Genomic DNA, 20,145 nt, shown 5'->3' with positions numbered 1-20,145 from the left:
CGGTGGTAAAGGCGATATTGATTGACGACGAGGAAATCGCGCTCGACGTGATGGAGATCGTGCTGCAGGAGGTCGGCGGAGTAACGGTACTCGGTAAATTCCGCCTCGTGTCCGATGCGATTGCGCAGTCCGAAGGGGTGCAGCCGGATCTGATCTTCCTCGATATCGAGATGCCGGAGACGAACGGACTTGCGGCTTCGGCCGCGCTTCTCGCGATTTTTCCCGACGCGGATATCGTATATGTGACCGCTCATAATCAGTATGCGGTAGATGCTTTCGATACGAAAGCGATCGGTTATTTGCTTAAGCCTGTAGCCAAGCATCGGCTTGTCAAAACATTGGAGAGGCACGCGGAGCTCCGCGAGAAAGCAGCTCGGCGGGCAGAGGCTGACAGATTGACCCGCAGCCGGGACAGCATGAAGTCCCCCGAGCCGTCCAGACGAACGTTATCTCTGAAGCTGCTCCAAAGCATGGAACTGTACGATGCCGAAGGTCGTTTGATCACATGGCGGACGAAGAAGACGAAAGAAATGTTCGGTTATTTGTGGCACCATAGCGGAACTCCCGTTTATCGGTATCGCATACTCGAGCATGTGTGGCCGGAATTGGATGCAGAACGCGCGCAAGCGCTTTTCCATACGACGATGTACTATTTGCGGAATACACTGAAGTTGGCCGGCTGTCCGGAAATGATCGGTTTCGGAGATGAGCGCTACTGGATGCGAACCGACGAAGTCGCATGCGATGTGACGCGGCTGGAAGAGTTAATCGGGAATGGGAGAAGGGCGAGCGATGCGGAGGAACTGCTGTCGCTCTATCGCGGCGATTATTTCGAGACGGAAAACTACGGTTGGGCGAATAGCAGAAGATACGAGCTGCGCGAGGCAGTCGTTCGGCATCTCGAGCAATGGGCGGAGCATGAGATTGACTCATCGCTGAAGGAACGTCTGCTGCGCAAATTGCTCGAGCTGCATCCTTATGAGGAGTAATATGAATAAAGGCGATTGATCGATTTGTTTGGAAAATGTTTAGAGCTCGATTGCTAATCTTCTCCCATGCAACACGATTCCATTGCAGAAGGGGAGAGGTTCATTGAAAGAACGATCGATGTTCCGCTTATTGTCCAGAATAAAGATTCAACTGCTGCTTGCTATTGTCCTGGCGGTTCCGCCGATCGCGATGGCTGGCACAGCGAATGCGGAGCCCTCGACGGGCACGTATGACAGCAGGCTGCTGGCAAGCTGCGAGTATAAAATGATTATGGACAATGGGATCACAACCGTGTCCTGCCCGGATACAATATCGATCGGCGCTAAGGGGGATTACGCGTATACAGGCGCACTCAAATTCGATTTGAGCGGCTTCGGCGGAACGGTGCTGGATGCTGATCTAGAGCTGTACGTAACCGATAAAGAAGGCAGGCCCGGGCTGACGATTTACGAGCACCACGGGAGCTGGACGGCGCCCCAATCGCCTACGGAGGCCTCGGCTGGTTGGCCTTCTTCCAGCGAACCGAGTTCACGCAAGGCTGCCATAACGGATGTAGGCGGCAACGGCAAATGGATGAAATTTAATATTGCGTCGCTGGTGCGTGACAAGATCGCCAAACAAGAGGACAAGCTCGATCTCGTCCTGTCGGGCTCTTGGCCGTATGAAGATTCAGAGGGGCATTTCCAATTTGCAGCGTCCGGTGAGCTCAGTCCTAAGCTGAAGATTTCCTATACGATGGCGGCCGTCGAACTGCCGATTAAGCAAACACGAATTGCGGCAGGGAAAGGCTTTACGCTGTTCCTTCAGAATGACGGTACGGTCAAGGCCTATGGTCGGATTAACGAACACAAGATCGAGGTGCCTGACAGCCTAACCGGCGTGCAGGCGGTTTACGCGTCCAACGAATGCGGATATGCGATAAAGACAGGCGGTTTTGTCGTGGCCTTGGGCGACGGCTGTGAAGTTCCCGACGACGTCCCGAACGGCAATGTCGTCGGGCTCGTACTTGACGGGTCTGTTCCCGCCGTCCTGATGAGTGACGGGACGATCGTCAACTGGGGATTTGGATGGTCCAAGATGCCGGAGGGATGGGAAGTACTCTATGGGCCGTTTAAATCCATCTCGGGTGGAGATAACCATGCGGCTGCGCTGACGTGGGATAACAATGTCGTCAGTTGGGGCCAAGGTTCGACCGGGGCGACTTCAGTGCATGAAGACTTGCCGGAAACGACGGCCATCGCTTCGGGACTCAATCACACATTGGCACTGCTGACAAATGGCACGGTCAGATTGTGGGGATCTCGGGCTGAGCAGCCCCCTGAAAACTTGACGGACGTCGTGGCGATCGATGCGAATGACAACTATTCCGTGGCGCTTAAGAGAGACGGGAAAGTTGTCGTATGGGGAGACGGCGGAGGACTGCAGCCGCCGCCCGGGCTCAACGGCGTCGTAGCGATCGCAGCGGGAAGGTCCCATCTGATCGCGTTGAAGTCGGACGGTTCCCTGGTCGGCTGGGGGAATAACGTGCACGGCGAAACGGTCAACCCGGCACCGTCCATCGGCGGTTTGTCATGGTCGCCCGGCAGCGAGATCGGCACGACGGCGGCGACGATTGCGAATGGCAGTCTGCAGGACGAGCGTTACGGCGAGCTGACTTTGAAATATCGGATCGGCAATGCGGGAAGCGTCAGACATCCTTATGTCAACGAGGATTCGGCTGATCTCGACTACGACACGGAGCTTCAGTCGGGCGACGAGCTGGCCGTCTCTCCGGGACAGCACATCTATGTCATGGCGGAGTACGTGGAGGACGGCGATAAGAAAGTAGCTTACTGGTCGGATGTAATGCTCGCATGCAGTCAAGTGAAGCAGACGACGCCATGCAGCAATAACAACAACAATACGTCCCCATCGAACGGCGGCAAGGAAATCATATCGGTGGACGTCGTCATCGGCGGAGATCAGCCGGCCGACACCGCCAAAGTCGAGATCGAGCGGACAAGGCATTCCGACGGAAAAATATCCGACCTTGTCACGTTCGACGAAGCCAAGGCGAAAGAAGTCGCCGAGCGGGCTGCGGCGGCCAATCGGCACGTAGCGAGAATCGTGATCCCCGACGTCAAAGACGAAGTCGGCGAAGTTCGCGTGAACGTGCCGCGGAACGCGCTGGCCGTGCTTCAGAAGAACAAGATCGACCTGGAAATCTATACCGACAACGCGGTCATTCGCGTTCCGATCGCTTCGCTGAACGGATTGGACGAAGATTTTTACTTCCGCCTCGTTCCCATTAGAGAGGCTGCACTTCGTCAAGAGATTGAGCAGCGTGCCCGAACGGAAGAAGTCGTCAGGAAGATTGCCGGCAAGGAAAATATCCAAGTCGTAGCCCGTCCGATGACGATCGAGACGAACTTGTCCAGCAGGGCGATTACGCTGACGCTTCCTCTGCGAGATGTCGTTCTGCCGCAAGACCCGCAAGAACGGGCGGCGTATTTGAAGCATATGGGCATCTTTATCGAGCATTCGGATGGAGAAAAAGAAGTGGTGACCGGCAAGGCGGTTACCGGAGCGGACGGCAAGCTGGGCTTGCAATTCGACATCAACAAGTTCAGTACGTTCACGATTCTGCATATGGCTGCATGGGGCGGCGCCGGGCAGTCCGGGACCCACGCCAAGTATGTCGGCGGCTATCCGGACGGCACATTCGGAGCGGATCGCAACGTTACGAGGGCTGAGATGGCAACGCTGCTAGTCAACAGCGGCATTGTACCGGCATCTTCGGATCCGGCTGGAGAGTTGTTCCCGGATGTTGCGTCGTCGCACTGGGCATTCGCGAATATCGGCAAGGCGGAGAAGTCGGGGCTTCTTGTCGGGTATCCGGACGGAACCTACCGGGCTAACGCTTCGATCACGCGCGCAGAGATGGCTACCATCGCTTATCGGTATCTGAAGCCGGACAGCGCGTCTTCCCGCGCATTCTCGGACGTACCTGCGTCCCATTGGGCGAGCAGCATGATCCCGGCGCTGTCCGGCTATATGGACGGCTACCCGAATCGGACGTTCCGTCCGAACGATAAGCTCACCCGCGCCGAAGCGGTAACCATCCTGAATCGGATGCTGAAGCGGGGGCCGCTTCAAGGGAACGCGAAGCCGAGCTGGCCGGATGTGGCTCCGTCCCACTGGGCATACGCAAGCATCGAAGAGGCTTCGACGGATCACGCTTTTACGCTTCGACCTGAAGGCGGAGAAGAGTTGACCAAGTAAATAGATAATCTGTGTTCAGGCTGTCGAGGCTTTCTCGACAGCCTGATGCCATTTTCATCAGGATTGGCAAAGGGCGCCCCGTTCTTGATAAAATGAATGTAGCGACGATCTAACAATGACGAGAAGAGAGAGTGGATGTAAGTGATACTCATAAAAGTGCCGACTCCGGAAGTTACGATTTACAAGCAGGAGGCCCCAACATTAAGCCATATTTACGGGTTTACGGATTTCATTCTGATTCCTAGAGATAAAGCGGGGATCTTCATGTTCTACAATGATAAGGATGAACTCCTCTTCGTCGGTAAGGCACGGAAGCTAAGACCTCGAATCAAGAAGCACTTCGAGGATACGGTGTCGGACATCAAAGACCATCGGAATGAAGTGACCAAGATCGAGGTTTGTTTAGTCGAGAACCCCGTTCATAGAGAAATTTACGAGACGTTCATTATCAATGAACATAAGGCCAAGTACAATGTGGATAAGGTGTTGTACAAATAAGGGACAGACAACGAAAAAATGCCTTTAATCCACATTCAGCAGATTAAAGGCATTTAAGTATATGTGCAGAGCTTAAATTGTAAGTTGGTTGCGGGGGCAGGATTTGAACCTGCGGCCTTCGGGTTATGAGCCCGACGAGCTACCGGGCTGCTCCACCCCGCGAAAGTATGACTAAGCAATATGAACTTAATGTTGGTCAGAAATATTATTTTACAGCAGTTTGATCCAAAATGCAAGCTTGACGAGTGTAGTATAATGAATGGAATTTAGCGGATGATAGCATGACCTTAAGAGACTAGGATACTAGGAGAGCAGCCGTGGAACTTATTCTACTGAAATGTCCTAACTGTAATGGAAATATCGAATACAAAGAAGGTTCTACTTCTACGCTCAAATGTCCGTATTGCCAAGCGGAACTATTATTGAAAGAGAACAACGTTTATTATGTCGACCAGACGATTAACAATTATTACGGAGCAGCTCCTGCTCGTACACCATCGCAGCCTCGAGCGAATTTCAAGAGGCTGTTCGTTGTCTCGTTCATACTGATCCTTGCATTTGTTGGTTATCTCTTTTGGAACAACCGCTCCTTTCGAGAAATCGGGGAGACGCCGCTGCCGATTCGTACAGTGCCCGAGAGCGAGGCGCTTCTGTTCTTTCTGAAGGACATTTTTAATAAAGGCGAAGCCATGCCAACGGAAGAAGAACTCGCTAGCATCCGCTATTTATCTGCTCGCCATAAAGATGATCAGTGGAGCTTTGATTATAGCCTTGAAGATCCGTTTACGAACGAGAAAGCTGAAATTTCCAACTATGTCGTCATGGATAAAATATTGAATACGCAGAAGATAGAGCAGAAGGATTTTGAGGCGTTCAGCGGGTTGACCGTGCTGAATCTCATGGGCGAATACGAAATCTCGCAAGGCCAGAAAATCAGTTTTCGGCATTTGCAAGGGCTGCAGAGCTATTCAGGCGGGTTTAACGAATCGTTTAGGTTAATTGCGCAATATTTTAGCGATAACTCTAAAATAACCGAACTCACCACGCAAATCCGAAGCAACGAGGAACTGGCCTTATTATTGCAGTTTCCGAATTTGCATTCGCTTAAAATCACCTATATCAACGAGTCTGTAACGGACTTTCATCTATTGGGTCAGCTGCCGATCAAATCATTGTCTTTAAGTCTCGTCAAAGATTTGAAATGGGTGTCTTCGTTAACCGGTTTAGAATCATTAACGTTAGAGAATAGCGATGCGACGGATTTTAGCGCGATGTATGCGCTAAGTCAATTAAAAGAACTGAAGCTCTCGCTTGTAAGGAATTTAAAAACGATTGATTTCATACAAAACATGCCGAATTTGCAGTCTCTGGATCTGGATTCCATTGACCTTACGAATGTAGAACGCCTGAGAAATAAGTCGTCATTGACGAAGTTGCGTTTATCTTCTCTCTATAAAATCGAATCCGTTGAAGTATTGAACAGCTTACCTTCACTGACCGAGTTGACTGTAACCGGGTATAGCGGCGCGGTATCGTCGATCTCGGCGCCGAATTTAAGGAAAGCCGAATTAGAAGGTTCTTTCATCCCTAAGCTGGAAGCACCTGCTTTAAAATCGCTGACCGTATACATTGGCGGGTCGGGCAACGAACTGAATGGGGCACAATTAGTAAAATTCCCGCAGCTCGAAGAGCTTTCCGCGATGGAGTCCGGAGAATTTGTAGAGCTTCCTGCTTTAAATCGTCTGCCCAAGCTGCAAACTTTAAATTTGAATGAGACGGCGTTTTACGGTGAGACGAGCGCGCTATTCAGCCTAAAGCAGGTTAAAACGATAAATTGCAAGGAATGCAGGTTCCAATTCAATAGTCAGAATCCGTTTGCGAACGATACACTGGAACATTTAACTTTGAACCATTCCTCTTTTCGAATAGGCAACGGGGATTGGCTGCATGAAATCGATAAGGTTATGCCTTACTTCGCCGCTCTGACAACCTTGCGTTCATTTACGTTACAGGACGATTCGCTTCAATCGTTGCAATTCATGAGAAATTGGCGGCATATCGAACTGCTTCACTTGGAAAATAATGCGATTTCCGATGTGGAGCCTTTAGCGAAGCTGGAACGTTTGCAGAAGTTATATCTTTTGGGAAATCAAGTTCAGAACCAATCTGTTCTAGATAAGAGGGTTCTGATTTATTAGTCATTTCACTTTCAGGATCAAGGATGGGTCCACATCTTGAATGGAGCCTCTTCCGGATATCGCGAGTTGCAATTCGGTTTCGGCAACAAGGTGCTTAATGACCTCTTCTACCCCGGCCTCGCCTGCAACAGCCATGGCGTAAGCATACGGGCGACCGATGAGAACGGCTGTAGCGCCAAGGGCGATGGCCTTTAAGATATCGGCTCCTCTGCGAATACCGCTATCCATGAGAATCGGAATTTTCCCCCGTATCGACTCGCTAATGGAAGGTAAGACGTCCAAAGTAGCCACGGCTCCGTCAAGCTGTCTGCCTCCATGGTTCGAAACAATGATACCGTCAACGCCATGCTCCAAAGCCAGAAGGGCATCGTCCGGATGGGTAATTCCTTTAATAAGTAAGGGCAATCGGGTATGTTCGCGAATAAAGTCAAGCTCTTTCCAAGTAAAGCACGTATTATTCCCTTCCTCTAACGCTTTCAAAGCCGCTGCTTTGACGTTTTTGTCAGGGGCCTCCTTGAGCTTTGAACAAAAGACGGGATCAGAGAAATAATTGCCCATCCCTTGTCCTGTAAGGAACGGTAAGTATGCGTTACGTAAGTCGGTCTCGCGCCATCCAAGAAGCGTTGAATCCACGGTGACAACGATAGCCTTGAATCCGGCACTTTCCGCGCGCTTGAGGAAACTCTTCGTAAGCTCGTGATCTTTCGGAGGATAAAGTTGGAACCATCTCACCCCATCCCCCGCAGCTTCTGCCACTTGTTCCATAGAAACGCTGGAAACGTTGCTTAGGATATACGGGACTCCGCATTTTGCCGCGGCTTTAGCGGGGGCAAGTTCGCCATCGGGATGGAGAATGGTATTGACTCCGATCGGGGCTAGTAGGAATGGAACAGGGAATTGGGTTCCGAAAATCGATACGGAGAGGTCGCGTTTGGTAATATCACAACATACTCTTGGTCTTATTCGATATTTCTGAAAAGCATCGACATTGCCGCGATGTGTATCGCCTGCTCCTGCAGCGCCATAAACGTAGCCAAATGGCGCTGCGGCGAGAATTTCCTTTGCCCGGTTTTCCCATTCGTCGAACGATACCGGTAATTGCCTTGCAGCTTCATCACCGCATTGATAAATATCCATTTGTATCGTGTCGCTATGAATAGCCATTCAAGTGCCCCCTCAACTGTTGTGGGGACATTTCCCCTAAATTGATCACTCCGTTTTAGGTTTGACAATTGGCTTGGAAAATAATCTCTGCGGTTGACTGGATCATTTACATTCTCAACGCAACAGCAGGTTCTGTACGGATTAATTTGTAGCTGGCTATTATGCTAATCAGAATCACAACAACGCCTGTGGAAAGGATGGAAAGTAAGATTTGCAATGGCGTAATCATGATGGCGAAATGGAAGGTCGTACGGATGAAATAAGTACAGCCAACAAGGACAGCATTAATCATGGATGACATCGCCGATAGAAGCAGATTTTCGCTTACAATCATTTTTCCTATTGCTCCTTTCGTAAATCCCAAAGCGGACAACAGCCCGATTTCCCTGTATCGCAGATTTTGCAGCTTGATAAGCAGTACGGTACTGATGAACAAACCAACCGCTAATATTAAAATAGATAGAATCAAGAACAAACGGCTAAGATTGTTGAATGTGCTTTGTAGAGCTTTTACTTCTTTAGCTGAAGTTTTGCTATCGATTTGATGGTCAGCGAGCATTCGACTTACGGGTACAATATCTTCAAAGTTTTTTACGTCGTAACTAATGGAATAGGTTTTATCGCCATCCACAGCCTTGTAGAAATCCTGTTCAATATCGGAGCTCACAAAGAAATCATCGTAACCCGCATTATAGATACCGCTGATCGTAAGCTTGTAGTCTTTATGACCATAGTCTAAGACGAGTTCTTTGCCCAGCAAGTCACGAATGTCATTTCCGAATTTTCTTGCAAGGCTTGGACTTAGGGCGATTTCATGTTCACCCGATTTGGGCATCGTCCCATAAGACATACTTTCAGTTGCCTTGGGCATGGGGCATTTCTCTGCCAAAGCTTCCGTTTGATCTCCCACGCTTAAAGTAACATCCGATATTTTGTATTGATAATACACATTCTCGATACGCTTATCGGAGTTCAGCAGTTGAAAAACAGTTCCGTCGTTGTCGCCTTGATTTTTAATATAGCCGTTGTTATAGGCAGTGTTCTTCTCCTTAAAATCTGAAATCGACTTCTCCATCACATTCTCCGAAGATAGAGACAACATAAAGGCCAGAATGCCAATGGAAATAGCTAAGCTGATAGCCATATAACGTGTGAAATGAACGTTGAAGTTCTTAAGTCCTCGCTTGAACGCAGAACCGTTGACAGCCTTATTTAAGCTGAGCTTATGGGGTTCGGTAAGAGCTGTTCCAGTGCCGATCTCTTTGGCCCTCAATTTTCCATTCTCGATATGAACGACATCGTCGGCAAAACCGCAAATCTTCTGATCGTGGGTAATCACAATAACCAGGCGGTCTTTCGAAATCTCCTTTAATAGCGCCATCATTTCATTCGAGTTGCTGCGGTCCAATGCCCCTGTCGGCTCATCGGCCAACACGATACGAGGATTACGAATTAGGGCTCTTGCAATAGCAACTCTTTGTTTCTGACCGCCCGACAGATTTTCGATTTTTGCGTTTGTCTTTTGCGATAATCCCAGCTTATTTAGCAGCTCTTTAGCTTTTTTTCTATAATCCTCTTCATCTGATGGATTAAGCTCACAAGGAAGCAAGATGTTTTCTAGTACGGTGTAGCCGCTTAATAGGTGGTAGTTTTGAAAAACAAATCCGATATGATCTCGGCGATACGCGCTCAATTCATCTGCGTCCAGTTCGCTTATAGACGTCCCCCAAACCGTAATCTCCCCGCTGTATTGGCTGTCAAAGCCTGCAAGTAGATTCAGCAGAGTGGTTTTGCCAGAGCCCGATGCGCCTAAGAGGCAAATAAGTCCTTTGCTTGGCAAAGTAAAGCTAATATCGTCCAGAACGAGCGAATGACCATATCTTTTGATAAGGTTATTGATCTGAATCATTATCGATCACCTGTCTTCAAAGCTTTGATGGTATGGGTGTTCAGGATGGCAATCGTTGTTGTAAAGTAAGCCGCAACGGCGACTAAAGCAATCAACGGCACTCCCGTAAACAACAGGTTGGAATGAAATAGGTTTATGCTGAACAAGCCCTTGGTGGCTACGTTAATAAGAGGCGATGCGATGAGCATCACAAGGATCGCTGTTACGGTTTCCGTCATCCTTTCCGTCAAGTTAAGCAAGCCCAGATGGAGATTGCGAAAGCCGCTGACTTTATAAATGGCAAATTCTCTGGTTCTCATAAAGCCTGTGATCAGGAAGATGGCAATCACGATAACGACGGACAGGATTCCGATGATCGCATTTGCAGAGCCTGACTGTTCGATTGTTTGCGCATTTAATCGAACAATATCTTCAACAAGCTCGAATCTGCCAAGAGGGACAATGCCTGCTTCGTTAAGCTCGTCTTTAATGGAAATCATATCGGCAGGGGTCTTTGCGCGAATCGTAAAGTTGATGTTTTCATTTTTCATCTCTGCTTGCCTTCTCAGATCGTCAAGTGCGACCTTGCTGAAGAAGAAGGAGTCAGTCACGCTGTATTCGGATACTTTACCTTCATATTCGTAATAGACGGTCGTATCTGCAACGCCTACTATGGTTGCGGTTATGGAGGCGTCTTTTAAGACAGGCTCGCCGGTGTCCCAATTGTATATTTTGCTGCTAAAATGAATTTCTTTCCCTATGGCCTGCTCGTTGGATATGCCCAAGGTTTGAACAAAGCCATCCGGGACAACAACCTCGTTCGCTTTATCCGTCGGCATTTTCCCGGCTACCAGCTTATTGATGACCGGAGCGCTGCCTGTGCTGGGGATGCTGAATTCTTTGCCGTTCATCGTTACTTTGATATCATTAAACGCTTGCGAAAATGCAATAAAATCAACACGCTTATCGTCTACATATTTAGCATATAAGCCGCCAATATTCTGTGTTACATTAGCGTTCGGTTTTTCTTCTTGCTTGCCGTCTGTTCCTCCCGCGCTCATAAAGCTGCCAACGACGCTAATATCTTTAAGCCCTTCGCCGTACGTATCGATCAGCTTGTCAAACTCGCCTTGACTGCTGTCCCCGATTGCTCCGCTTACGGTTGTCAGACATAATACTCCCGCCACCATGAGAGTAAGGGCCGATACGCCAAACCGTCCCCATTTGCTTCTGATAGTCGACTTGGTAAGTGCAAAAGCATTTTTGACGGATAAGGAATGGCGCTGATCATATTTAAGGCTTTCTGTTGTAGTGACCACTTCTTGCGGTGATGTAACCAACTCTCCCTTATCTAAGCTTATTACGTTCGATGTATGATCGATGAAATGGGTATTGTGGGTGACTACGATGACGGTCCTCTTTTTAGAAATAGCTTTCAGAATATCCATTGTGACTTTCGCGGTTTTTTCATCCAAAGCGCTTGTCGGCTCATCGGCGATAATGACCCGCGGATTTTTCATCAGCTCTCTGGCGATGGCAACGCGCTGCTTCTGACCGCCGGAGAGATATTTTACTTTTTGTTGTGCAAGGTCCGATATTTTGAGGTCTTTTAGAATCGATTCGGCGTTCTTGCGGCTTTGATTATTTTTCAAATACTGCGGTAACAATACATTGTCTAAAACCGATAAATCCTCGAGCAAATTAAAATCCTGCCAAATAAATCCGAAAATGTTGTTATAATAATAGCTTTTTTCGCTGGGAGTTAATTGTTTAACGCTCTTACCGCAATAGTAAGCTTCTCCGTCAAAATCTTGTTCCATCCCGCTAATAATTTTCAGAAGAGTCGTTTTACCGCTGCCCGATGCACCGACGATAAAATTCATTCCTTTGGCTATGGAAAAGGAAATATTGTTCAATGCGAATTCGCCATTATACTGTTTGGATACATTCTTGATTTCGAACATCTGTTTTGTTCCTCCTTAACGTGATGCCACCATCATATAACAAACGATGTTAAATCCCTGTTAAGATACAATAGAGATGAGGTGATGGGCGCATGAGGATACTCGTTGTCGAGGACGAGCTAGATTTGCAAGAAGGCATTGCAGATGGGCTTAGAATAGATGGTTATGCGGTGGATACGTGTGACAACGGTGAAGATGCTTACGAGCTTTTATATGAAGTCGATTACGACCTGGTTGTACTTGATTTAAATCTCCCGAAATGGGATGGGCTTGAGGTATTAGCTAAAATACGAGATGAGAAACCGGAATTAAAGGTGCTTATTCTCAGTGCAAGAAGTAGCGTTCATGACAAAGTAAAGGGCTTAGACATAGGGGCAAACGATTACTTGGCGAAGCCGTTTGATTTTGCCGAGTTGGAAGCCAGAATACGAAATTTGTTAAGGCGAAAATTTGTGCAAGAAAGTCGTATGCTTACCTGCGGCGCTATTCATGTGGATTTATCGAAGCGTGTTGCAGTTGTTCATGATATGGAGGTATCGCTGACCAAAAAGGAATTTGCATTGCTTGAATATTTCTTGCTTAACAAGGATCGAGTGGTTAGCCAAGAAGAGCTCATTGAGCATGTGTGGGATCAGCATGCGGATAGCTTTAGCGGTGCAATACGGGTACATATCGCAACTCTCCGGAAGAAGCTGAAGGCGATAATAAACTATGACCCCATTGGTACGAAGATCGGCGAAGGTTACTTGTTGCTGGATAAGGGTGATGATGCTCATGCTTAAGAAAGTGCCCATTCGATTGCGACTAACGGTGATGACCGTTGCGCTTCTGATCCTTTGTTGTGTGGGCCTAACCTTCATACTGAACGTATCAGCAGATACAATGGCTACAAGGATTGATGCCACATTGATTTTACCGGCCAAACAAATCGGCGAGGATGGAGGGGTGAATGAAACCCCTCAATCGCCAGCAAGCGACATTTCATCTCCCGTCCCCACTACGGATTCCCTTCAAGCAAGAATGGATTTTAGAATGAAAAGCGTGATATATATGATTGCTGTTATTATTGGCGGTGGACTCTTAACCTACTCTATTTCGGGAAAGGCATTAAAGCCTCTTCATACGCTAAATGATCAAATGAAAAATATAAATGTGCATAATCTATCTGAAACATTAGCTGTGCCGCCTACAAAGGATGAAATTGCAGGGCTTACGGAAACGTTTAATGAAATGGCGGACAAGCTGGATAATGCCTTTACGATGCAAGGAAGATTTTCCGCAAATGCGGCCCACGAGCTCAGAACTCCTCTTGCCGTGCTGCAAACAAAAGTGGATGTATTTAAGAAGAGAAAAGAGCACACTAACGAGGAATACGATGCGCTAATTTCCGTTATTGAAAAGCAAACCCAGCGTTTGAGAGGACTCGTCGGCAACTTGTTGGATATGACGAATATGGACGATAGCGGCGAGCAAAGCAGCATTTGCTTAAAGGATATTTTTGAGGATATAACTTCCGAGCTATCTCACATCGCTAAAGATAAGAACGTCGCTCTGGTCTTGGATTGTGATGACAGCATGGTTACTGGGAACGCGGACTTGTTGTATCGTGCTTTTTACAACCTTGTAGAGAACGGGATCAAGTATAATATTAACGGCGGCACGGTTGAGGTTATTGTAAACCGATTAAATCAGGAACAGGTTTCAATCCAAATTAAAGATACAGGTATCGGCATTCCCGAAGAAAACAAAAAGCATATATTCGAACCTTTTTATCGTGTCGACAAGTCACGCTCTCGCCAAATGGCCGGAGCGGGCTTAGGGCTTTCGATCGTGGATAGTATTATCAAAAAGCATCATGGTATGCTTACCGTTACGGATAATGAAGATGGCGGCACATGTTTTCGTGTAATCTTGCCAGAAGGAGAACACCATGCCTCATAACATACTACTGATCGAAGACGATACCCAGATCGTCGAAATGCTGCGCAATTATTTGGTTAAAGAAGGCTACGACGTCTCGGCAGAGTTTAACGGACTGGACGGAATCGCGCGGTTCCGGCAGGGCGCCTTCGATATCGTTATTGTCGATATTATGATGCCGAAGCTGGATGGGATCGAGGTCATTAAGCTGATCCGGGAAAACAGCGCGGTGCCCATCCTCATCATGTCGGCGAAGGATAGCGACGTCGATAAGGCGATCGGGCTTGGCTTCGGTGCCGACGATTACATCGCGAAGCCGTTCTCCCTCATCGAAGTGTCGGCCCGGATCAAATCGGCGATTCGGCGCGCGACGACGTATTCGAACGCCGGGCAGACCTCCGCCACGGCTGCGGCTGCTGCAGCCCAGGCGCCTAAAATGTTGACATTCGGTGCGCTGCGTATCGATCTGGATAATTTCTCAGCGTCGAAGAACGATGTCGACCTGAAGCTGACGGCCAAGGAATTCGAAATCCTGAAGCTGTTCGCGACAAACCCGAATCGCGTATTTACGAAGGCGCAGCTATACGGTTTTATCTGGAACGACGAATATTACGGCGATGAGAACGTCATTAACGTCCATATTCGCCGTTTACGCGAGAAGATCGAAGACAAGCCGTCCGAGCCCAAGAATATCAAGACGTTGTGGGGCATCGGTTACAAGTGGGAAGGGCAATGACATGGTGATCGCTCTAGCTGTAATCGTCGTTATATTGCTCGTCGTCATTGGGATGCAATACCGTGCCTATCGGGCAAGAAGCTCCAACCTGGAGCAAATTCACCATAAAATAAAGGAAATTATCGAGGAAGGCACAAGCGAGAAGCTGCTCGTGCATACGGATGATCACGCATTGATACCCGTCTTGATCGAAATCAATCACTTGCTGGAGTACAACCAACAAAGGGCAGCGAATTTCCTGAAGATGGAGCAGTCGATGCGGAAGATGATCTCGAACATCTCGCATGATTTGAAGACCCCGCTTACCGTCGTGCTTGGTTATATTGAGACGATTAATCTGGACCCGGATATGAACGTGGAAGAAAGAAAAGTGCTGTTATCCAAGGTGCACGCCAAGGCCAATGAGGTGCTGGAGCTGATCCGCCAGTTTTTCGATTTGGCGAGGCTCGAGTCGGGGGACAAACCGATTCCGATTTCGCGGATTCGCATCAACGATATTTGCGCAAAAAATATGCTGGCCTTCTACGATACGTTGACGGTCAAAGGTTTCGAGGTTGCGATCGATATCCCGGACAAGCCGCTGCTAGCGTGGGGGAACGAGGAAGCGCTGGACCGCGTCTTGAACAACCTCATCGCCAATGCGATTCAGCACGGCGGGGAGGGAAAGGCGGTCGGATTAACCTTGCGGGGCGACGACGAATTTGTATACATGGACGTGTGGGATCGGGGTAAAGGGATCGACGAGCTGCATCAAGACCGGGTGTTCGAGCGGATGTACACGCTGGAGGACTCCCGCAACAAATCCTATCAGGGCAGCGGTCTTGGGTTGACGATTACCAAGAGGCTAGTCGAAGCGCAAGAAGGGACGATCCGGATTCGTAGCAAGCCATATGAGAAAACGGTGTTTACCGTTAAGTTGAAACGGGTCGCCTTCTCGGCTTAAGAATTTTGTAAGAATCGGGTAAGAAAAAAGCAGAATTCGATGCTTACAATAAAACTTGTCAAGAGCTAAGGAGGCATCGAACAATGGCGCATATCGTAAGAACGAAACAGCTGACCCGGGCTTACCGGGAGAAGGAAGTTGTTTCGAACGTCAATATGAACATCAGGCAAGGAGAAATATACGGTTTGCTTGGTCCGAACGGCGCGGGTAAAACAACGGTCATGAAGATGATCACCAACCTGGTGAAGCCGACGGCGGGCGAGATCGAAATTTTCGGCGAACAGCTGACCGATACGTCGTACCGGCAGTTGGGAAGAATGGGTACGATCATCGAAACTCCGATTTTTTACGACAAGCTGACGGCCCGCGAAAATTTGGAGCTCCACTGCGAATACATGGGCTACCACAACAAGAAGTCTATCGATGAGGCGCTTGAGCTGGTGAATTTGAAGGGGATCGATAGGAAACCGGTTAAAGAGTTCTCGCTAGGGATGAAGCAACGGCTTGGCATTGCGCGAGCGATCACGACGAAACCGGAGCTGCTTATTCTCGATGAACCGATTAACGGCCTCGACCCGTTAGGCATCAAGGAGCTTCGCGATCTGTTCAAAATGCTTTGCAAGCAATACGGGATCACGATTCTGATCTCGAGCCATATTCTTGGGGAAATCGAGCTGGTCGCCGACACGATTGCCGTCATGAACGACGGTAAGCTGCTGCAGGAGGTTTCGATGGAGCATGTCGCCAAGCAAACGACGGAATATATCGAAATCACGACAAGCGAAAGCAGTAAAGCGGTTTACGTGCTCGAAAACCATTTGCACATATCCAATGTTCGCGTCACGGACGAAGGCCAGATCCGTATTTATGATTGCCGCATTCCGCAAAGCGAGCTGATGAAGGTATTGGTGACGCACAATGTCGCGATCGAAGCAGTTCATAAGAAAAAAGGTTCGCTCGAGGATTACTTCTTATCCATCCTGAACGGGGGTGGCGTCGTTGCTTAAGCTCATGAAGCTTGAAATGCGCAAGTTCCGCTTGGGGTCTTACATTCGGGCGGCGATGATCGCCAACATCTTGATATTAGGATTAATCTGTGCGATCGGACTTACTGAAGAAACGAGTAAAGAGATACCATTTACGGATTACGCTATGGTTTTCTCCGTTATTGACACGATCGTGCGAGGGACGTATATCGTGTTCGCGTCGGTGCTCATATCACGGCTTGTCATTGACGAGTTCCGTAACAAATCGATCACGGTGCTGTTCATGTACCCGATCAACCGCAAGAAGCTCATCGCGGCCAAGCTGCTCGTCATCGTGCTGTTTACGCTGTTGGCGGATATTTCGGCGAACTTATTCGTCGGGGGTGGATTCTATGTCGTGGATCATTTTTCGTCCATTGTCCCGGAGCCTCTAACGTGGTCCATTGCAGCCAAGTCGCTTCTGACGGTCGTCTTGGGCGCGCTGGCGACCAGTTTCTTCAGCCTGATTCCGCTTTACTTCGGCATGCGCAAGCATTCCGGCTCGGCCACCATCGTATCGTCTCTTATCGTTGTGGCGGTCGTCTGCCAGAATAGCGATGGTTTCTCGTTGTACAACATCATTGCGGTGCCGATTACTCTGGCAATCGTCGGTGCGGCCATCGCGTATATGTCGATTCGTAACATTGAGCATGTCGACGTGCTGAAATAGCGGAACGGGAGGATTTGATCAAATGGTGAATCGGGTTTTGAACTGGGTATTGTTGCTTTGCGTCGTTTCATTTGCCTTGAACGGACTGCTGTATTGGACAATGGGAAAGAAGGATGTGCTTATCAACCTATACGGTGCAGTCGGATTAGGTATCCTGACCGGCATCGGGATATTGGTCACGAGGAAGAAGCGGTAAGCGGCAGGTTGCAGCTCATCGTATAAGGCTCGCAAATCATAAGCATCCTGCGGGCGAATGTCACATGAATGGAGCAAGGCTCTTTGAAGTCAAATTCAAAGCAGCCTTGCTCCATTTTAATTGCTCTTTTGCGCCATGATATTCGCCACAACCCGACATAAATCGTTTTCTTTTTCGTTTGGTATGATATCATTTTGGTAGAAATAGCAAGGAAGCGTTCTAGCAGCGGCACAATGGGAAGGCAGGATGGGAGATGTTGAATCTAAGTCGAAAAAAAGCGGGCTCGTTGCGATACTTGATGGTGCCGTTCCTGATGATGGCGCTTCTCGCGAGTTCTATTCCGGGCCCAGGAACGTCTTACGGGGCGGAGGATCAGGAAATCGTCAACGGCACGGTCGATGTTCGGGAAACAACCGTTCCGGCTGACGGGACAAGCAGGACGATCGTCTCTTTGTTGCTGACGGACGACCAGGGAAATCCGGTATCCATTCCGCCGGAAGACATCCAATTCCGTTCAACGAGCGGTCGGTTGGAGGAAGGGGTGTCGGTCGTCGGTCCGGGGGAATATACGTCCGTTCTGACGGCTCCGACTGTAGCGGGGGTTGCGTATATCGGCGCCTTCGTAGGTGGAAAGGCTGTTGCGGATATGGCCAGCGTGAGCTTTATCGCCGGTCCTCCGTCTCCGGAGCGTTCCGTGATTACCGCAAGTCGGTCGACCGTGCCGGCGGACGGTTCCAGCCAAAGCGTCATCACGGTTCAATTGAAGGACGAGTTCGGGAACGACGTCACCGAGCAGGCGGGTTTGTTTGAACTGACTGCGACATTGGGAACGTTGAGCAGCGTATCCTATGCGACGAGCGGGCGATATGAAACGGTTCTCGTTTCGGCGAAATACGGCAAGCTGGGAACGCTGAGCGGCTTGTCGGGGACACTCGGTCCTGTCGACGATCCGCTGGAACTGATTGGCGAACAGGGAATCATTCCGCCTGAGGCTCCTGTCGGAGAAGACATTCCGGTCATGATTGCTTCAACCTATGAAAGCGGCGGAGTCTACCAAGCGATTCTGATGGCGCCTCTGTCTGCGGGAACGGCGGAAATTACGGCGAGCGTGAACGGCGTATCTGTAGCCTCCAGCATTGAAGTGGCATTCACGGAAGGCAGTTCGCCAAATCCGATTAACGAGTTAAGATTCGGTCAGACTTCTTACTCGGTTACGTCAGGGCAGACGCGCTCTACTTCCTTGGAGGCGGTTCGAGCGGACGGATCGACTACGAATGTTGCCTCTTTCGCTTCCTACGAAGTACAGAATGCTTCCATAGCATCGGTGGATGTCCACGGCACTGTGACGGGCTTGAGAAGCGGGCAGACGAAGCTGACTGCAACCTATGAAGGCTTCACGGCGGAGACGACCGTGACGGTAACCGAGGACAACGGAACAACGCCGGAAAATCCGGGAGGCACGCCGAACCCTGGGATTCCGTCTACGCCGGGCAATTCGACCGAAAATCCCCGCACGGGCTTAAGCTTCGAAATCGTGTCCAAAGACGGGGGGAGCAGTCGACAGACCCTGTCCAAGGAGGATGTTCTCAAAGGTCGGGTCGAGCTGCAATTAAGCTCCGAGGGCGGGACGATCGCTATCTCTGCGGAGAACTTGAAGGAGCTAAAATCAATCAATCCGCAAGCGATAATCGTGATGAACGCAGGCGCTGCTTCCATGAGTCTCCCTCTATCGGAGCTGGATCTTTCGCCTTACAGCCGGCAATTCGGAATCCCGGAAGAGGCAATCCGTTGCGACATTTCCATTCGTGAGCCGGATGAGTCGACGCAGCAAGCAATTCGCGACTCCGTCTCGAACATGGGGGGACGTCTGCTGTCGAATCCGCTGGCCTTTGAAGTGCAGATCGTCGGGTCGACGGGACAGAGCGTATGGATGAGCGCGTTCAGTCAATACGTTACCCGGATATTGACCGTCCAAGGCGATCTTGTACCGGATACGGCGACGGGGGTCTGGTGGATGCCAGGGCGGAACGAGTTACGGTTCGTTCCTACGCATTTCGCCAAGCAGGACGGGAGCCAATGGACGGCGATAATGAAAAGGCCGGGGGCCAGCATCTATGCCGTCATCGACCGGCCCGTCTCGTTCTCCGATACGGCCAAGCATTGGGCAGCGGCGGATGTAAAGTTGCTGGCCTCCAAGCTCCTGGTGCAAGGTCGCGGGGAAGGGATTTTTGCCCCGGACGCCGACATCACGCGGGCGGAAATCGCTGCCCTTCTAGTCCGGGCGTTAGGACTGAACGAATCGGACGCAAGAAACCCTTTCTCCGACACCGGGACGGGTTGGTATGTTGCGGCGGTCAATACGGCTTATCAAGCCGGATTGATCTCGGGATACAGCGACGGAACCTTCCGGCCGCTTCAGAAGGTTACGAGACAAGAGCTGGCGGGTATGATGATCAGGGCCATGAACTATGCGGGAGGTTTTTCCTCCGCAAGCCTTCCGGCTTACCAGCCCTACGGTGACGAGACGGCGATCTCTGGCTGGGTGAGGGAGTACGTGCAGTATGCCCAGCGAACGGGAATTGTTGGCTTGGACGGTAAATTTCGACCAACAAGCTACTCCACCCGGGCAGAAACGGTTGCAATGCTCAAGCGAATGCTGAATCTGGTTCAATTTATTTAGGCGAGAGGGGCA

The 20,145-nt window shown here is 49.6% G+C and carries 15 protein-coding genes and 1 tRNA gene; 12 read left to right on the top strand and 4 right to left on the bottom strand.

The window, feature by feature from the left end; genetic code table 11:
* Window positions 1-2 precede the first annotated feature (2 nt).
* The 3 genes from ACFPOF_RS27670 (at window position 3) to ACFPOF_RS27660 (ending at window position 4,749) form a co-directional block, all read left to right on the top strand.
* Complete coding sequence (locus ACFPOF_RS27670; protein WP_378138627.1) at window positions 3-989, top strand: response regulator; 987 nt, start codon at window positions 3-5, stop codon at window positions 987-989.
* Between the two features lie 103 nt (window positions 990-1,092).
* Entirely contained in the window at window positions 1,093-4,251 is a 3,159-nt protein-coding gene (locus ACFPOF_RS27665) for an S-layer homology domain-containing protein (RefSeq protein WP_378138626.1), read from the top strand.
* Between the two features lie 141 nt (window positions 4,252-4,392).
* A complete protein-coding gene (locus tag ACFPOF_RS27660; protein ID WP_378138625.1) occupies window positions 4,393-4,749 on the top strand; it encodes a nucleotide excision repair endonuclease in 357 nt (118 codons plus the stop codon).
* 85 nt (window positions 4,750-4,834) lie between these two features.
* Here ACFPOF_RS27660 and ACFPOF_RS27655 read toward each other — a convergent pair.
* Window positions 4,835-4,911 (bottom strand) — tRNA-Met (locus tag ACFPOF_RS27655).
* A 260-nt stretch (window positions 4,912-5,171) separates the two neighbouring features.
* Between ACFPOF_RS27655 and ACFPOF_RS27650 the strand changes: the two genes are divergently transcribed.
* On the top strand, window positions 5,172-6,947 hold the full coding sequence (locus ACFPOF_RS27650; RefSeq protein WP_378138624.1) for a leucine-rich repeat domain-containing protein: 1,776 nt from the start codon (window positions 5,172-5,174) through the stop codon (window positions 6,945-6,947).
* Here ACFPOF_RS27650 and ACFPOF_RS27645 read toward each other — a convergent pair whose 3' ends face one another.
* From ACFPOF_RS27645 to ACFPOF_RS27635, 3 genes are all read right to left on the bottom strand, one after another.
* The gene (locus tag ACFPOF_RS27645) at window positions 6,948-8,111 is read right to left on the bottom strand and encodes an alpha-hydroxy-acid oxidizing protein (RefSeq protein ID WP_378138623.1); all 1,164 of its coding nucleotides are present in this window, start codon (window positions 8,109-8,111) and stop codon (window positions 6,948-6,950) included. It lies immediately after the preceding gene.
* 106 nt (window positions 8,112-8,217) lie between these two features.
* Window positions 8,218-10,020: an ABC transporter ATP-binding protein/permease gene (locus tag ACFPOF_RS27640; RefSeq protein ID WP_378138622.1), complete on the bottom strand. Its 1,803-nt coding sequence runs from the start codon at window positions 10,018-10,020 to the stop codon at window positions 8,218-8,220.
* Window positions 10,020-11,963 (bottom strand): ATP-binding cassette domain-containing protein, encoded by a 1,944-nt coding sequence (locus ACFPOF_RS27635; RefSeq protein ID WP_378138621.1) that lies wholly within the window; start codon window positions 11,961-11,963, stop codon window positions 10,020-10,022. Before ACFPOF_RS27635 ends, ACFPOF_RS27640 begins: the two co-directional genes overlap by 1 nt.
* Window positions 11,964-12,055: 92 nt before the next feature.
* On the opposite strand from ACFPOF_RS27635, the gene ACFPOF_RS27630 reads away from it, so the two are divergent.
* The 8 genes from ACFPOF_RS27630 (at window position 12,056) to ACFPOF_RS27595 (ending at window position 20,133) form a co-directional block, all read left to right on the top strand.
* A complete protein-coding gene (locus ACFPOF_RS27630; RefSeq protein WP_378138620.1) occupies window positions 12,056-12,745 on the top strand; it encodes a response regulator transcription factor in 690 nt (229 codons plus the stop codon).
* Entirely contained in the window at window positions 12,732-13,904 is a 1,173-nt protein-coding gene (locus ACFPOF_RS27625; protein ID WP_378138820.1) for a sensor histidine kinase, read from the top strand. Before ACFPOF_RS27630 ends, ACFPOF_RS27625 begins: the two co-directional genes overlap by 14 nt.
* Window positions 13,894-14,619 carry a response regulator transcription factor gene (locus tag ACFPOF_RS27620; protein WP_378138619.1) on the top strand — a complete coding sequence of 242 codons (726 nt, stop codon included), beginning with the start codon at window positions 13,894-13,896 and terminating at the stop codon, window positions 14,617-14,619. The genes ACFPOF_RS27625 and ACFPOF_RS27620 overlap by 11 nt, the downstream gene beginning before the upstream one ends.
* A 1-nt stretch (window position 14,620) precedes the next feature.
* Entirely contained in the window at window positions 14,621-15,562 is a 942-nt protein-coding gene (locus ACFPOF_RS27615) for a sensor histidine kinase (protein ID WP_378138618.1), read from the top strand.
* A gap of 83 nt (window positions 15,563-15,645) precedes the next feature.
* Window positions 15,646-16,569: an ABC transporter ATP-binding protein gene (locus tag ACFPOF_RS27610; RefSeq protein WP_378138617.1), complete on the top strand. Its 924-nt coding sequence runs from the start codon at window positions 15,646-15,648 to the stop codon at window positions 16,567-16,569.
* Entirely contained in the window at window positions 16,562-17,257 is a 696-nt protein-coding gene (locus tag ACFPOF_RS27605; RefSeq protein ID WP_378138616.1) for an ABC transporter permease, read from the top strand. The genes ACFPOF_RS27610 and ACFPOF_RS27605 overlap by 8 nt, the downstream gene beginning before the upstream one ends.
* A gap of 22 nt (window positions 17,258-17,279) precedes the next feature.
* Window positions 17,280-17,453 (top strand): hypothetical protein, encoded by a 174-nt coding sequence (locus tag ACFPOF_RS27600; protein ID WP_378138615.1) that lies wholly within the window; start codon window positions 17,280-17,282, stop codon window positions 17,451-17,453.
* 253 nt (window positions 17,454-17,706) lie between these two features.
* Window positions 17,707-20,133, top strand: a complete 2,427-nt coding sequence (locus tag ACFPOF_RS27595; RefSeq protein ID WP_378138614.1) for an invasin domain 3-containing protein — start codon at window positions 17,707-17,709, stop codon at window positions 20,131-20,133.
* Window positions 20,134-20,145 lie beyond the last annotated feature (12 nt).

The sequence above is a fragment of the Cohnella soli genome, from assembly GCF_042655525.1.
Taxonomy (GTDB): Bacteria; Bacillota; Bacilli; order Paenibacillales; family Paenibacillaceae; genus Cohnella; species Cohnella soli.
Note: the sequence above shows the minus strand (reverse complement) of the source record. Positions and strands in the feature narration are given on the sequence as shown.

Excerpts from the sequence above, each read along its gene's own strand:
- ACFPOF_RS27645 (WP_378138623.1), bottom strand. The coding sequence starts at position 8,111 with ATGGCTATTCATAGCGACACGATACAAATGGATATTTATCAATGCGGT.
- ACFPOF_RS27640 (WP_378138622.1), bottom strand. The coding sequence starts at position 10,020 with ATGATTCAGATCAATAACCTTATCAAAAGATATGGTCATTCGCTCGTT.
- ACFPOF_RS27635 (WP_378138621.1), bottom strand. The coding sequence starts at position 11,963 with ATGTTCGAAATCAAGAATGTATCCAAACAGTATAATGGCGAATTCGCA.
- ACFPOF_RS27630 (WP_378138620.1), top strand. The coding sequence starts at position 12,056 with ATGAGGATACTCGTTGTCGAGGACGAGCTAGATTTGCAAGAAGGCATT.
- ACFPOF_RS27625 (WP_378138820.1), top strand. The coding sequence starts at position 12,732 with ATGCTCATGCTTAAGAAAGTGCCCATTCGATTGCGACTAACGGTGATG.
- ACFPOF_RS27620 (WP_378138619.1), top strand. The coding sequence starts at position 13,894 with ATGCCTCATAACATACTACTGATCGAAGACGATACCCAGATCGTCGAA.
- ACFPOF_RS27615 (WP_378138618.1), top strand. The coding sequence starts at position 14,621 with ATGGTGATCGCTCTAGCTGTAATCGTCGTTATATTGCTCGTCGTCATT.
- ACFPOF_RS27610 (WP_378138617.1), top strand. The coding sequence starts at position 15,646 with ATGGCGCATATCGTAAGAACGAAACAGCTGACCCGGGCTTACCGGGAG.
- ACFPOF_RS27600 (WP_378138615.1), top strand. The coding sequence starts at position 17,280 with ATGGTGAATCGGGTTTTGAACTGGGTATTGTTGCTTTGCGTCGTTTCA.
- ACFPOF_RS27595 (WP_378138614.1), top strand. The coding sequence starts at position 17,707 with ATGTTGAATCTAAGTCGAAAAAAAGCGGGCTCGTTGCGATACTTGATG.